Source organism: Candidatus Poriferisodalis sp., assembly GCF_965208925.1.
GTDB lineage: Bacteria > Actinomycetota > Acidimicrobiia > Acidimicrobiales > Poriferisodalaceae > Poriferisodalis.
The window spans coordinates 705527-717973 of sequence record NZ_OZ242364.1; the positions used below are offsets into that span (position 1 = coordinate 705527).

Here is a 12447-nt window from a genome sequence, read left to right on the forward strand (position 1 = left end):
CCGGGAGCATTTTCGAACGCGGGCCAGTCGCCCTACTGATCAGGGCCGTCGGTTGGTCCGGCCGAATCCAGGCCAAGAACCCTAGCTACTTGCGCCGTGTCGAGCAGTTGGTCGAGGAGCGGGCTCCCCCAGGTGAGGAGCGAGAGGCCGTCGTGCTGCTGCACGTGGGAACGGTCGAAGGTGACGGCGTGGGCCGAGCCGTCCAGGTGGAGGAGCAATGCTCCGTCGATGTCGGGGTGTCGGCGCAGGCGCTCGGCACACGGCGTGATGGCCAAGAGCGCATCTCTGAGACCGCCGAGGTCCATGGCAGGTTGCAGAGGCTCGGTGTGGCGCGGCACGGCGTCGAGGTCGGCCAGCTTGACGGGCGACAACAGCGCCTGGCGATTGATCTGCTCAATCTCGTTGACGGCATGGTCGGGAGTGATCTGGCCCAAGGCAGCCCTTTGCATGGCAGATTCCATCGACGCCAGAACCGGTTGCGCGTTTCCAATGATCGTGGTGAACCAGTGCAACCGCTCCTCGATCCGCCGGAGGATGTCGTCCTCGACCGTGCCCTTGTACGAGAGGTTGGTCACCTCCACGAGCGGCTGGCCCCCGATGCGGTCGACGCGCCCGATGCGCTGCTCGACGCGCATGAAATTCCACGGCAGGTCGTAGTTGATGACGCGGGCGCACGTCTGCAGGTTCAGGCCCTCCGACATGGAGTCGGTGCCCAGCATGATGCGGACATCTTCGCCCTGACGGAACAGCTTCTTGACATCTTCCTTCGGCAGGACAGCCCACTCGCCAGCGTCAGGGTCCCATCGCTCACCCCTTCCGCCGAAGTAGCAGACGATCCCCGTGCCGTAGAAGACCCGCAAACGATCGCGCAGGTAGCGCAACGTGTCGGCGTACTGCGTGAACACCACCACGCTTCGATGCCCGTCCTTGAAGCTCAACTCAAGCAGCTCGTACAGCAGTTGCGTTTTGGGCTCGTCGGGGGGCAGGTCATTCAGATCGTCGATGAAGCTGTCCAGTTCGGCCAGCTCCCCAGCCAGGTACTCGCCAGCCGTCGCCGCCGCTGCGTCGTCCCACTCGGTGTCAGCGACCTCGGGGTCCCACGCTGCATCGACCCCGGCCCCGTTCACCATCGCTTGCGACGCGGCCATGCCGTTTGCAGCGAGAGCACTCGACTCCTCAGACGACGCCACATCGTCATCGTCAACGAGAGCTTCGAGCCGACGCTGCCCTCGCAGCACTTCCCGCCGACGCTCGAGCGAACACCGCACCGCATGGAAGCTCGATGTGAGCCGCCGGCGGTACACGGTCATGATGAAGCCCAAGGGTCGTCGCCGGCCTCGATCAGCCAGGTAGGCGTTGTAGTGGCGCTGGATGTAGCTGTCGATGCGGCTATAGAGCGGCTCAGCCGCCTCACCCAACTCGCATGATTCGTGCGTGACGCGGCGCTCCGGCACCACCGTGCCTTCGGATAGCACACCTTGCTGTTGGTACGTGCGCAACGTCGCCCGCGTGGTGCGGAACACCCGGTCGCGCACCGGCGTGCTGGCTCGCAGCCAAGTGTCCCACCACGACTTCCGCTGCTTGTTCAGGTTGAGTGTCGTACTGCGTACATACGGTCGCTCGTGATAGCGGGTGATGCTGCTGGCTGCCACGCGACCGAGCGCCCCGGTCATCTCGTCGACAAGTGCAGGGTCAGGTTCGGCAGCGACGAAGTGTCCCGCCAGCATCCGACGAAGGAACTTCCAGTTGCGATCAGCGAACTCAGCCCCGAACTCGTCGAAGTACCGCTCCATGCGCTCCGGCGATTCCGACCACGGCGAGGGAAGGCCGAAGAGCTGAAGCAAGTCCCAGATGTCGTGGGTGTTCATCTGCATCGGGGTCGCTGATGCGAGCAGCAGCACGTCCCACGCGCCTGCGCGCTTCATCGCCATCAGCGTGGCCAGCATCTGGTTCGGCGAATCCGAAGCCCTGGTGCCTCGGCGGCGAGCGTGATGGGCTTCGTCCACGAACACCAAGTCCCAGGCTTCGCCCTCACATAGGGCGGCACGATGTTCCCGCCGGCGGGCGAGATGAGACGAGGCCAACAGCACCGGTGCCGACCGCCACGCACTCTCAGCGGGCGCTGCCGCCTTTTGCCGTCGCCCATCGACCCACACCAAGTCGCCTTTGTCCAAGCGTGGAATGTCCAGCAGGAACTTCTCGCTGAGCTCCTCCTGCCACTGGATCAACACCGATGCGGGAACCAGCAACAGAGCCGTGTTGAGGCGACCCGACAGCAGTAGCTCGCGCAGCACCAAGCCGGTCTCGATCGTCTTGCCGAGGCCGACTTCATCAGCCAGCAGGTACGAACGCGGCCACGTCTCGGTGATGCGCCGTGCGATTGCGAGCTGGTGCGGCCACGGTTCGACTGCCGCCGATACCAGTCCCACGCCGGAGCACGTGCCTGGTGCCGTGCGAATTGCGTCCAAGTGCTCAAGCTCGGGCGGTGTCAACGCGGGTGGCGGCTCCAGCGGGTCGCGAGGCGGCGGTGTCCAGTCAGGGGGAACGAGCTGTACAAGCCGATCACGCACAGCCTCGGGAAGCGGCACCGTCCGCCAGGAGGGGCTGCCCGATTGATGCTCATCGTCATCTTCGGCAGAAGGTTGGCCGCCCCACAGGTCCTCAAACTCCTGTGCCAGCGGTTCGCCGTAGTCCGCCCAGCTCTCAGCGCGCCATGATCGGTACACGCTGAAAGACTCGAAGTTGTGCTCCCAGCCCGACGCCGACTCATTGATGCTGCCGGTGAATGCCACACGGTTGCCTGCATCGTCGGCGAGCACTCCGGACTTGGCGTGGAAGTAGCGCTGGCCAGCTTCAGAGCCGGCCAACGGAACGCCGTTCGTGTCGCACGGCACACCGACCCGGATCTGGAGCCGCCCCTGTTGCACCAACCAGGCAATGACCTCGAGGCGCTGGCGCGCGATCTCGTCGGCACTCACGGAGTTGTCCAATTCGCCGCTGAGGCTGCGAGCCAACACGTCGGTCAGCGGCGCCTTTCCGAGCAGCGCGTCACGGTCGGCTACGGATAGTTGCGCCCCGATCAGCAGCCGAATAGTGCCGTTGTTGTTGATGAACCGCGCCAGCCCAGCCGATGCCGACACGAAGGACGACGACGAGAAATACCCCGCAACGCGGTCATACGCAGTCGCCCGCTCCAGGACCGGTACGTAGAACGCGTTCAGCGGGTCGTCGTGTGAGCCATAGCGCGTTCGTAGGTTCAGCCCGGCAAGCCCGTCGTCAGCCATTCGCGATGCCCGGCAGCGACAGATCCTCGGCCTCGAGCTTTTCCGGTTCTGGCGGCAACACGATGTTCTCGAAGTACGTCTTCACGAGCGAGTGCAGGTGCTCGGCCTCGGGGACGTTCCACTCTCCTTGGTGCTTGGTATTCGGCAGCGCGCGTACGAACGCTTGGAGGCAGGATTCGAATACGGGGTTCTCAGCGAGATCGCGTTCGTCGAGCCATCGCTTGGCCGCACCCGGGCCATCTTGCGCAGTGATGTAGGCAGCGGTGTGAATGGCGTCCACCCACACGTCGACGACTGTGCGAGAGCGGTCAATACCGGGCAAGTGCGCGTCGGATTCTCGGCGCAGGCGAAGCCGCGGTTCGCTCAAGCGCACTGTGCCTTTCTCTGCGCTGAGAAGCTTCGCTGCTTCGACGTCGTCGAGGTCAAGATCGCTGATGGACAACGCCAACTTGCGCGCTTCGTCGTAGGGAAACTCGCGGGCACCGAACGTGCTCCACGACAGCAACGTGAAGTCAGTGAGCGGATCGAACTCGGTGTCGCGGCCCACCAACCGCATCCGTTCACGACGCAGCACCTCGCCGCGGGCGACAGCCAGTGCCTCCTCTGGTCGCAGCAGCCGAGAACGACCGGTCTCATCAGCTTCTGCCGCGTGCACGGGCCATCGCGACGACAGCACCGCAAGAGCGGGCCCATACGTGGACAGCAGCAGATCAACGCCAACAAGACCCTGCGCGTGGCCGCGGTCAAGAGCCGCGCCTGCCGCACTTCGTATGTCTGCGGCGATGTCGTCGAGGTACACCAAGCCGCCACCGATCCGGCTGCCTGCACGCTTGCGGCAACTCAAGAACATGGTCGACTTGACGGCGTTTTGACGGGCTTGGTGGAGCGACTGCTCACTCTCAGTGTGCACCGGCCAGGACGCTCGAATCTCGAATCCAGCCTGCAGCAGCGCCGTGCCGAGCGAGTCCCACGCATCCGCCCGCTTATGGGTGAACATCACGGTCATCGCACCGTCGGGTGCGAGTACCCGGTGGCACTCAGCGAAGATGGCCGCCATCTTGGCCGTGTAGTCATGATCAGCCAGTTCTGAGGCTCGTCTGCCAGCGTGGGAGAAGCGCGCCCTATTGGTGACTGCCTCGTCGTGCTTGTTGGTGAGCTGGTCGGCGAACAGATCCGGCCAAAGTCGGCCGAGAGTCCGCTTGTGCCACACGTAGAAGTAGTCCGCCAACTCGGCGTACATCACGTTGTCGTAGTACGGCGGGTCGATGCACACCAGCGTCTGTGACCCGTCCGCCAGCGACGTCAGATTCCCAGCATTCTCCCCGGTGACGGTGACAGCCGCAGGGGGCAGTTCGGTGGTGTCGAGCATCTGGGCATCAGTGTCCGGTGCCAGCAGCTTCGCGATGCCCGAGTACGCGTCGAGGAGCTGCCTCAGCGTCCAAGTTGGAAGCTCCGACCCACCTTCGAATTCAGCGAATGTGTTCTTGAAGGCGAAATTGTGAGAGTCAAACACCGAACGGATCTTCTGCCTCGACACGTCCCAACTGGCCATTCGCGCGTTCCAGTTGAGGGCCTTGCCGGGCATCATGCCGATCAGCGCCGCTACGGCATCGGCGCGGTCGCAATTGCCCATGGTCTCGCGTAACTCGGTGACCAGCTGGCGGTATTCCTCAACGAATGTGCCGTGGACCAACAACTGCCGGGGAGTGAACATGTCCCGCCAGCAAGGCATCCCGTAGTTGTGGGGCTCGTTGGTCTTGTTGCCCGAGGGAATGACCTCGGAAGGGAGCACGTCATCACGCTCCCACTGAGGCCACAGACGCTCCAGCTCGGATTCCGCAGCGGCGAGAGCCTGCAGATCGACTTCGGTCGGTGCTCTGAATCCCCGTCCTTTCGCGGTGCGGATAGCCACCGCGTACATCACGTCGCCCATGCGTCCGGCTTGGGCTTCAGCCTTGATGTATCCACTGTCGATCACCAAGTGATCCCAAGGTGAGATCCCTTTGCCCCGCGACCAGGTGCCCGCTTTCTTGGTATCGAATCGTGCCGCCGCGCCCTCAACAATCTCGAACTCGGGTTCGCGGAGCACACCGCCTGCTCGCTCAGTCACCAATCGAACCGCAACCGGCCTGTCGCCCCGGCGCAATGCCCAGTCGCCCACTAACGGCACCGTCTTGCCCGTGCGTGGGCAGGCCACCGTCCGGGCGAAGATGTAGGTGTTGTTGTCGCTGTCATCGGGGAGCTCAAAGAAGGAACCGAGACGCGCCTGGAGCCGCTCCACGAGAAGCTGCCCCCAGTGTCGAAGATCGTCCTTGAGCGACGTCCCGAATTGCGAAGGAATATCGACACCTGCCTTGAGCACTGACGCCGCCACAGGGTTGAGATCGTTGGCGTGAGCGTGCAGGCGATAGCGAGCGGCCTCATATGGAATCGAGCCGCCGCCGGCGGTTGGGTCGCACACTTCGGGGACTCGCCCCCAAGCGTGTCTAAGCACCTCGTGGAGCAACTGAACGTTGTTCGCATCAGGGGAGTTCTTGTAAGCCTGCTTGTAGCCATATGCCGCGGAACCGAGTCGGATGCCTTGCTCTGTGGCGATCGCAATGCGCACACGAGCAGCGATTGGATCGCCCCAGATACCGCAAAGGCGCAAGAGCCAGCGTTGGTATGCCTCCGGTGTGGACAGCTCATCGTGATCGTTGAAGTCGCCAGCCAACTCCTCGGACCACGCTGGCAGCAAGCTTGCGAGAATCGCAGCCGCGCTGGCGACAAGCGGCCGTCGGGCCCACCACACATGCAAGAAGTAGATCGGGGGCAATGCGCTGGCAGCCGCCCGTTCTCGCACAGACTCGATACCCAGTTCTGCGACCGGGAGCCAGTCCTCGATCAGCAGACGTGGCCGATCACTCTCAGTCATCGGCTAGCAGCAATCGCAGAGCCCGCAATGCCCGTCCACGCTCGGGGCCGGAAGTGCGGGCGTACCAATACAGCGCTTCTTCGGGGGAAAGGGCCCCGATGCCGTCGACGATCGCCCTACGTCGGAGTGGCCTTGTCACTGGAAGGGAGGCGCGCACCGTCAACGCCAGCCGAACGCCAGGAGCCTGCTGCAGGTTGAAGGGCCGGCACCGCCTCGGCGATACCGCAGCGGACGGGTAACCCGATTCCTCGACCGCTTCGAGCACTGCCCGCCTGAACTGGGTGGCGCGTGCCACGTCGACCCTCGTCACCGCCTCCTTGACATCGCCAAACGTCTCGCTCAGCTGGAAGCCCCAGTCGTCGCCGGCCACAGTCGGTTGCAACTGCAGCTCAAAGCGCCGTTCGCGCAGGCTCGGCACGCTCACTGTGCGCCGCCTGCTGAAGGGGTATCGGCCGGCTCGGCCTCGATGCTCAGAGCACCCGGGTTGTTGTTGGCGACCACCGATCGGAACTGCTCCCAGTCGCTGCCGTCAACCGCTATTGGCGATGGCGGCGTCAGACGCATCGTCAACGTGCCCCCAACTGCGTCGCCGAGATCGGCCAGCGAGAACATCGCTTGCTCAATGCGACGCCAGTCGGTTATGCCGCCTGCGAGTTCGGCACCGATTGCTCCCTCAAGCCCCTCGAACTCGACCTCCAGCAAGGCCGTGATGTCGCACTCGAAGCGAGGCAGTTGAGATGCGCAGAGTCCGAGCGCCCGAAGGTTGTTGGTGCCCTGACTCCCCTCAGCGCTCGCCGTGATTGCCAACGCGACGATCTCATCAACACCGCTGTCGGAAACAGCGTCGCCGAGCCTTCCGAGTGCGACTCCGGCTGTCTCGCCCTCGACGGCGATGTGACGCAAGGGCGGCGGCGGATCGACGGGCTGCGCGGGTACATAGACGAACACGGCATCGAGTTCGGCCCCTTCGATCTCGCGCGCGGACAGCGGCTGCAGGGCAGCTTCAGAACTGGGGGAGGTGATCGACACCGCGATCTGCCGGCCAGCGAGTACCGCGGCAGCAAGGGCAGACAGCACCTCTTCCTTGGGTGGTTCGCCGCTGAGGGCTGTCGTCAGTTCGCGTCGAAGACTCGCCCCGTCGAATGGCCCTGCGCTGGCGGTCACAACCGCTCTGATCGCGTCCCAGCTCGCTCGCTTGCGCAACAGGTTCAGCTCGGCCGCTCGAGCGGGCGTGTACAGCATGGTGTCGGCGGCGGTGCGAATCGCTGTCGGCGGATCGTCCTTGCCCCATGCCCGCTCCGCCTCCGGGTCGAAGTAGACCCACGTGCCGTTGAAGACTCCGGCCGAGATCGCCTCAGTGAGCAAGCTAGCGTTCAGCACGATCTTCTGGCGATGGTCACGCCACGGCAGACCGGCCAGTTCAGCCGTCGTGATCTCGGTGCGAACCTTGCCGAAGCCGCTGGCGTTTTCCAGCAGGTCTGTGGGTGGCGCTGTATCGGTGATCTTGCCGTTGCTGCGCAGCGCTTCGATGATCACCGGGGTATGCGAACCCTTCGGCGTCTTCCCGTAGTCGCTAAACGAGAGTTGAAGGTGTCGGAGGTGGCTGTTCGCGGGCGCGTTCTCGGGCCAGTACAGGTGGGAGTACGCCCTCGTGATGGCGATGCGGGATTCGAGCGCCGCGTCTCGTGCCAAGCCTCGAAGTGCTTTCGCGACCTCCGTGTCGAATTCGTTGAGGCGATTCGAGTCGCTGGTGATCCGCTGTGCTGCGAGCTCGAACCGAATGCGGTCACGCATGCCCTCCACCGCGTCGGTGTCGGCCACGAGGACCACGACCGAGTTGCGGTTGGTCCGGTTCTGATCGTTGACGCCGTAGCGATGGGCCACGTCGATGACCTGGGTGGGAATCGCACTTGCCGACGCGGCGGTGACCGTCAGGTCCTCGTGTGAGAACACCACCAGGTGCAGCTGCTGAGCATCGGGTACATCGGCAGGCCCGGCCGGGAAGTGCACGGCCTTGGTTGGACCATCGCTGGCAAAGATGAGTCGGATGCGCCGGTCGAGCTCCTCGGTGACATCCGCCTTGAGGACGTTTGCCACTTCGCTGGCGATGATGCGATTGGCGTTGGGCTCTACCTGAAACCGCCATCGAGCGCCGTCGTTGGTTAAGTGCCATGCGACTTTGCTGGTCGCCACCAGCGCTGCGTCGACCTCATCAGGGCTCTCACCCGGTGCGAGTGTTCCTGCGTAGAGGTCAGGTTCCGAGGCGCCCGGTTGTGCCCCACCGACGACGCTGTTGCAGAACGCCGCACGGCAGGCGCGAGTCGCGAGTCGCTCTGTCGGCCATCGTTCGTTGTCCACCGATGCGGCGTGACTGGTATCCGAAGCGAAGTCGGCAACGGCGGGTCCGTCGAGGGACTCGCGCCCGATCGAAGTCGTGATCGCTGACCTGACGGTCAGGTTGTCGAGAGGAAGATCGCCGAGGTTGATGATGGGCGTGGTGGCATCGGATCGCCAGAGGGCCGCCACTGTCTCGGCGAGCATCTTGAGTGCGCCACGTGCGCGTTGAAACCCCGGCATGGGGCCGATCCGCTTGTCAAGGCAGTCGATCAGTGACGGATGGAACGGGTATGCGGTTCGCAGTCGCTCGGCGTAGCCCGCCGGGTTGTCGGTGGCTGAACCGCCCACGGTGTAGCCCTGTTCGGCCAGCGTCGAGTAGAGCTTCCGGTAGGCATCTGCGGCCGCCCGAGCGGCAGTCTCGTCGACCTCCGCAAACAGGCGCCGACGGAGAATGAAACCGATCTCGTCGTCTTCGGCTGGTCGACCGACAGCGCCCTTCGGGCGTTCCATGACGTCGTGCGCTTCGGCGATCGTCTGTTGGGCCTCGGCTTCGAGCAGCGCCTTCTCGATCTCGGCGGTCTCGGCTTCGAACGCCTCGGTTCCGGTGGCCAGCGTGACGATGATGCGTGCTCGCGGAGCTGCGGTCGCCGCCTCGAACAGCACCTTGAGCCCTGCGATGGTCTGGGCTGCGAGGTTGCGCTGTTCCTCGCTTCCTGAAGTCGCCAGCATCCGGAGGTGCTGGGCGATCTCGTCGATCACGATCACCGTCGGGCGGTCGCCGATGACGTCGAGCCACACCTGCTTGCCGATGGTCGTTCGAGTCTCGTCGCTCTTGCGCACGGCGGCCCATGCGTCGTCGCCGAGCTGTCGGGCGATCTCGCCCCACATCGTGAATGTTGTGATGTCATCCGTGGTGAGACCGTTGACAGAGTCGAGGCTGTCGCCGACTACCGCGGCGACAGCGCATTCGTCGGGCAGCAGAGCCGGATCGATGAACTCGTCGAGGTTTGGTGGGCGAGCGCCGCTGGCCAAGTGCCAGAGGGCGATCAGGCCGTGGGTCTTGCCACCGCCGAAGCTGGTCTCGTAGCGATAAACAGCGTGCTCAGCGCTGGGTGCTGCGCTGGCGTTGTCCGACAGGCGGGCGAAGGTTCCCGCTAGGAGGTCGCGCAGACCCTTCGTCGGGTGGGTGATCTTGAAGAACGAGTCAGGGTCGGCGTAGTCGTGATAGCCGACGGCGTTGCGGATGACCTGGTCAAGCTGGGCAGCGAAGTGCTTGTCGACGAGTCCGCCCTTCAGGACGTCCTCGCGAGGAACGCAGGACTCGACGATGCTCGCAAGAGCTGCCGCTGACCGGCCGGGCGGGGTCATCGGCTTGGGGCGTTTGCTCGGGCTGATTCGAGCCACACCCGATTCGGCTGCCGTGTGAAATTGCCGTTATCACATAGGTTCTGGCTTCAGCATGCACTATCCGCAGGTGTGCGGACAGCACCGTGTCCTTCAGCGGTGTCCGCGAAGCCGTCGCGTGCGGATGCAGGCGGCGGCCCGTGACGGCATTCCGGTGAGCGAACGCCCGGTACGGAACTTGTAGCGTGCGAGCCCCGCCACAGCTCCGCGACGCCGTTCTCCTCACCGATTCCGATGGGCAGAGTCATCGAACTGGCTCTGTTCCCATGAGGTCTCGCCCAACACGATCCGCAGCTACAGAAGCCAATGGCGGAACTTCGTCCTGGGCCATACGACTCGGGGCATCCCGGCACTCCCCGCCGAGCCCGAGCAAGTCGCCGCATACCTGGCCGGGCGCTTCGAGCTGCTCGGGCACAGGCCGAGCCACGTTGCGTGTGGCGCCGCCGCAATCGCCTACGTCCACAACATGCTGCGGCCTCGAGAACCCGTGCAGCCCTCCGGACGTCAAGAGAGCCCTTCGGGGAGCGACTCGGGTGGCCGGCAAGGCTCAGAAGCAGGCGAAGGGCCCTCACGGCAGAGGCGCTCGACGCCAGCGCAGCCACTCGCGTGCCGGGCTCGTCTCGGCAAGAACGGCAGGCGCGAGAGTCGCCCAGGCTGCTGCACGAAGAGGATGCGTCGACATCGCGCTCGTGCGGCTCATGCGCGACGCGATGCTGCGGGTCTCCGAATGCGCTGCGCTCACCTGGAGCGACATCGAGAGGGCGCCCGACGGCAGCGGGCGGCTGCTGATCCGACGCTCGAAGACTGATCCCGACGGCGACGGGTGCCGTGGTGTTCGTGTCGGCGCCGACCATGGTGGCCCTAGCGTCGATTCGCAATGGCGCCCCGGCGGAGCTCCGGCCTGTGTTCGAGCTCAGCTCGAATCAGATCTCGCTGCGGATCAAGAAGGCAGCCTTGGCGGCCGGCCTGGGCGACGGATTCAGCGGTCACTCGCCCCGTGTCGGCATGGCCCAGGACCTTGCCCGCATTGGCGTCTGAGCTGCCCAGCCTGATGACGAGCATGGGACGGTGGCGTTCTCCGATGATGCCCGCCCACTACACCCGCAACGAGACCGCCGACCGCGGTGCCGTCGCGCAGTTCTACAACCGTACCTGCGGCGTTCGCTCACCGCGAATGCCGTCACGGGCCGCCGACCTGCATCCGCACGCGACCGGCTCGCGGACACCGCTGAACGACACTGAGTGCTGTCCGCACACCTGCACATAGTGCATGCTGGAAGACTCACGAACCTATGTGATAACGGCAATTATCTGCTGCCGCGATCTTGACCGCGCCAAGGCACAGAAGCAAGGCCCCATCGAGCGTTTTTCTCGATGAATTGACCCGCATTCGACCTCAGCGCTGCGAAGCTTCCATCGGGCCCCGAGATGGAGAGTCTGACGAGTGGCACGCAAGTCCAGCGCAGCGATGCGGCCGCTCCCCGTGCCGCCGCCTCGGCAAAGCACCGAACTGCTCGATAGACGCCCTGGCGTCGTAGCGCACCTGTTCGCCTGGCTGCTCGGATCGCTGTTCGTGTCGTTGTATCTCGGCGGCTGGGGCTTCGGGACGGCGTTCTGCGGATTCGACTGGGATGCTCCATGCAAGCAGCGGTACGTGGCGGGATGGGCGGTGATTGCCGTGACGATCGCTGCGATTCTCGGGCTGGCATTCCTGACTCGCCGGCGGTCAATCGTCGTGACGGCGATGGTCTCAGTGCCAGTGCAGGTCTGGTACTACGCCACAGAGGCGATCCCGATGGCGTCATCGGTACCCAACCTCCCCGGCTGAGGCTGACACCTGGCACGTAGATGCCGTGGTGGTGCGGCGATATTCTCCGGGCATAACGCCCTGTTCGCTTCGTCGTTCAGGACCCGAGGTCCCTCCTTGTGAGGGACCTCTGTCATTTCCCAGAGGCTGGGCGGCTCACGGACAGACTTGGCGGCGACGGTCCTACTCGGCCAGAAGCTCGGCCTCACCCTGCTGCGGTTGCACACGCACCTCGATCGGGCCCACCTCAACAGGATCGACGTCGAGCATCATGGCGATCGCCTCGCGAGCGACCTCCGGCACCTCATCAAGGTTCCTCGCTTGCGAGAAGACGCCCCGGAGCGCGGGCACCGTAATCGCCCACCAGTCGCCAGACCGCACGACGTCGACGCGATGTCCCAAGGTGGTCGCTTCAGGTTTCATGGTTCAACCATCGTGCCAGCTTCCGCGAGGATTCCCCGTTGCGGTCGTCTAGCTGGCCAGGATGGTCGACTCGATGTGGGGGCGGTGCTTGGCCCACCAGTCCCGGCGGCGATCGAACCGTTGCTGGCCGCCCATCGGATCGGCCAGTTCGGTGTTCCACGCCATCGGGAACGGGCCGAAGCCTCTTGGCGGTCAGGGTCGAGCCCGACCGGGACCGGCGCACCCTCGAAGCCGGATCCCGAGATGGTCTTGCTCGACGCCCGCCGGCCTGGCCGAAA

At 64.7% G+C, this 12447-nt stretch carries 7 protein-coding genes; 2 read left to right on the top strand and 5 right to left on the bottom strand.

The features are described from left to right. Window positions 1-32: 32 nt before the first annotated feature. The 4 genes from ACOGI5_RS03020 to ACOGI5_RS03035 are packed head-to-tail and all read right to left on the bottom strand — an operon-like array spanning window position 33 to window position 9903. A complete protein-coding gene (locus tag ACOGI5_RS03020) occupies window positions 33-3284 on the bottom strand; it encodes a DEAD/DEAH box helicase (RefSeq protein ID WP_419862998.1) in 3252 nt (1083 codons plus the stop codon). Further along, entirely contained in the window at window positions 3277-6198 is a 2922-nt protein-coding gene (locus ACOGI5_RS03025; RefSeq protein WP_419862999.1) for a DUF1156 domain-containing protein, read from the bottom strand. The genes ACOGI5_RS03020 and ACOGI5_RS03025 overlap by 8 nt, the downstream gene beginning before the upstream one ends. Then, complete coding sequence (locus ACOGI5_RS03030; protein WP_419863000.1) at window positions 6191-6622, bottom strand: DUF7680 family protein; 432 nt, start codon at window positions 6620-6622, stop codon at window positions 6191-6193. Before ACOGI5_RS03030 ends, ACOGI5_RS03025 begins: the two co-directional genes overlap by 8 nt. Continuing rightward, entirely contained in the window at window positions 6619-9903 is a 3285-nt protein-coding gene (locus ACOGI5_RS03035; RefSeq protein ID WP_419863001.1) for a DUF499 domain-containing protein, read from the bottom strand. The genes ACOGI5_RS03030 and ACOGI5_RS03035 overlap by 4 nt, the downstream gene beginning before the upstream one ends. An 873-nt stretch (window positions 9904-10776) precedes the next feature. Between ACOGI5_RS03035 and ACOGI5_RS03040 the strand changes: the two genes are divergently transcribed. After that, the gene (locus ACOGI5_RS03040; RefSeq protein WP_419863002.1) at window positions 10777-10977 is read left to right on the top strand and encodes a hypothetical protein; all 201 of its coding nucleotides are present in this window, start codon (window positions 10777-10779) and stop codon (window positions 10975-10977) included. A 406-nt stretch (window positions 10978-11383) separates the two neighbouring features. Then, window positions 11384-11767 carry a hypothetical protein gene (locus tag ACOGI5_RS03045; protein ID WP_419863003.1) on the top strand — a complete coding sequence of 128 codons (384 nt, stop codon included), beginning with the start codon at window positions 11384-11386 and terminating at the stop codon, window positions 11765-11767. 162 nt (window positions 11768-11929) lie between these two features. Here ACOGI5_RS03045 and ACOGI5_RS03050 read toward each other — a convergent pair whose 3' ends face one another. Next, on the bottom strand, window positions 11930-12169 hold the full coding sequence (locus tag ACOGI5_RS03050; RefSeq protein ID WP_419863004.1) for a type II toxin-antitoxin system HicB family antitoxin: 240 nt from the start codon (window positions 12167-12169) through the stop codon (window positions 11930-11932). Between the last annotated feature and the right edge of the window lie 278 nt (window positions 12170-12447).